The sequence below is a fragment of the Sulfuricurvum sp. genome (assembly GCF_028681615.1).
Lineage (GTDB): Bacteria > Campylobacterota > Campylobacteria > Campylobacterales > Sulfurimonadaceae > Sulfuricurvum.
In genome coordinates, this window is record NZ_JAQUHV010000036.1 from 1 (window position 1) to 2,871 (window position 2,871).

The window sequence follows — 2,871 nt, forward strand, 5'->3', positions numbered from 1 at the left end:
GGGGCCAAACTGTCTCACGACGTTCTGAACCCAGCTCGCGTACCGCTTTAAATGGCGAACAGCCATACCCTTGGGACCTTCTCCAGCCCCAGGATGCGACGAGCCGACATCGAGGTGCCAAACCGCTTCGTCGATGTGAACTCTTGGAAGCGATCAGCCTGTTATCCCTAGGGTAACTTTTATCCGTTGAGCGACACCACGTCCACGTGTAGGTGCCGGATCACTTTCACCGACTTTCGTCTCTGATCGACTTGTAGGTCTCTCAGTCAAGCAGGCTTGTGCGAATACACTATCGTCTCGATTTCCATCCGAGATTAGCCTACCTTTGTGCGCCTCCGTTACTCTTTAGGAGGCAACCGCCCCAGTTAAACTACCCATCAAACACTGTCCCCCGATTCGGGGTTAGAAGTATATATGAGGAAGGGTGGTATCTCAAGGGTGACTCCAGAAGGGCTGACGCCCCTCTCTCAAAGTCTCCCACCTATCCTGCACATCCTAATACATACTTCAGTATCAAACTATAGTAAAGCTCCATAGGGTCTTTCCGTCTTGCTGCGAGTAGTCGGCATTTTTACCGACATTGCAATTTCACCGGGACCATGCTTGAGACAGTGCTCAGACCGTTATGCCATTCGTGCGGGTCGGAACTTACCCGACAAGGAATTTCGCTACCTTAGGACCGTTATAGTTACGGCCGCCGTTCACTAGGACTTAGTTTCGAAGCTTGCACCTCTCCACGTAATCTTCTAGCACTGGGCAGGCATCACCCCCTATACTTCCTCTTGCGAGTTAGCAGAGAGCTGTGTTTTTGGTAAACAGTCGCCCGAGCTCTTTAGCTGCGGCCACCGGAGTAAAATACTCCGATGGCAGATCTTATCCCGAAGTTACGATCGCTATTTTGCTGAGTTCCTTAAGCATGGTTTTCCCGTTCATCTTGGTGTTCTCCACCAGTCCACGAGTGTTCGATTTCGGTACGGTTACTATAGATTCTCCTTAGTGGCTTTTCTTGGTACCGTAATATAGTAAGGCTTCGATTCGGTCGTGCCGAAGCATTTCCTCATCTAGATATTTTCCTCTTTCTTTAGTGTGACCCGGATTTTCCTAAATCACAGACTTCGTAAATATGGCGCAATCCATTAAGCGCCCCTTATATCACAATACGTCCCCACTTCGTTAATAACGAATTATAGTAGTCAAGGAATATTAACCTTGTATCCATCAGCTACGCCTCTCGGCTATGCCTTAGGACCGACTAACCCTACCACGACTGACGTTGGATAGGAAACCTTGGACATTAGATGTGAAGAGTTTTCATCTTCATTACGTTACTCATACCAACATTTTCACTTCTCGTACCTCCAGCAAACCTCACGATTCACCTTCATCAGCATAGAGAACGCTCCGCTACGAAGCATATTAAAATATACTTTTCCGTCTTCGGTACATGACTTAAGCCCCGTTGAATTTTCGGCGCAAGATCACTAGACCAGTGAGCTATTACGCACTCTTTAAAGGAATGGCTGCTTCTAAGCCAACCTCCTGGTTGTTTCAGTAATCTCACATCCTTTTCCACTTAGTCATGATTTTGGGACCTTAGACAGGAATCTGGGCTGTTTCCCTCTCGACAATGGCACTTATCTGTCACTGTCTGACTCCTGAAGTATGGACACATAGTATTCGAAGTTTATCAAGATTTACTAAGTCTTGCGACCCGCTAGTCTTATCAGAGCCCTACCCCTATGTGTTAACCTTCAAGGCTATACCTAAATATATTTCGCGGAGAACCAGCTATCTCTGAGTTCGATTAGCTTTTCACTCCTACCCACAGCTCATCCAATGGACTTGCAGCTCCAAATGGTTCGGCCCTCCATGAAGTTTTACCTTCACTTCAGCCTGGCCATGGGTAGCTCACCCAGTTTCGGGTCTAGTGCACGTGACTTATTCGCCCTATTCAGACTTGGTTTCCCTACGGCTCCGGATGGTTTTCTTCCTTAACCTTGCCACATACAGCTAACTCGTTGGTCCGTTCTACAAAAAGTACGCCGTCACCCGAAGGCTCCGACTCTTTATCAGCATAAAGTTTCAAGGTCTATTTCACTCCCCTAACAGGGGTTCTTTTCACCTTTCCCTCACGGTACTTGTACGCTATCGATCTTGATCACTATTTAGCCTTGGAGGGTGGTCCCCCCGGATTCAACCCGGATTTCTCGTGTCCGAGCCTACTTAAGAAATATACGCAAGTCTACATCTTTAATTTCAGATACGAGGCTTTCACTCTCTCTGGCCAACCTTCCCAGGTTGTTCTCCTATTAAGGATGTATGCTTGTCACTCTTTCAAGATGAGTGTAGTATATTCTTGCAACACCATATATGCAACGGTCTTGTCCTTACACATATATGGTTTAGGCTGATCCCCGTTCGCTCGTCACTACTAAGGGAATCTCATATTTGATTTCTTTTCCTTTGTTACTTAGATATTTCAGTTCGCAAAGTGTCCTCTCGAATTATCGAGTAATGTGGATTTGCCACATTGGGTTCCCCCATTCGGAAATCCTGGAGTATAACGCGTCTTGGCAGCTTCTCCAGGCGTTTCGCACGCCTTGTGCGTCCTTCATCGGATGATCAAGTCAAGGTATCCACTTTATGCTTTAATGTAGATTTATTCTTTTCTCTTTTGATTATATTTTGGTATGTTTAACGTTTTGAATTAAAAAAACTCCCCTAAAATTTATTTCTCAATTTCGAAACATTGCTGTTTCTTGTTTTGTAATATAATTTTAGCCTTTTTCTCGGCTAATCTTATATTTCTCTTATTTAAGTTAAATAATTTGGGATTATTTTTTTTATTGCTTTGTGTTATGTTAAGGAACA

1 rRNA gene is annotated in these 2,871 nt (G+C 45.1%); it reads right to left on the minus strand.

The annotated features are described in order from the left end of the window. Positions 1-2,664: ribosomal RNA gene (locus PHE37_RS13830) — 23S ribosomal RNA — on the minus strand; the annotation flags it as partial. Positions 2,665-2,871: the final 207 nt, after the last annotated feature.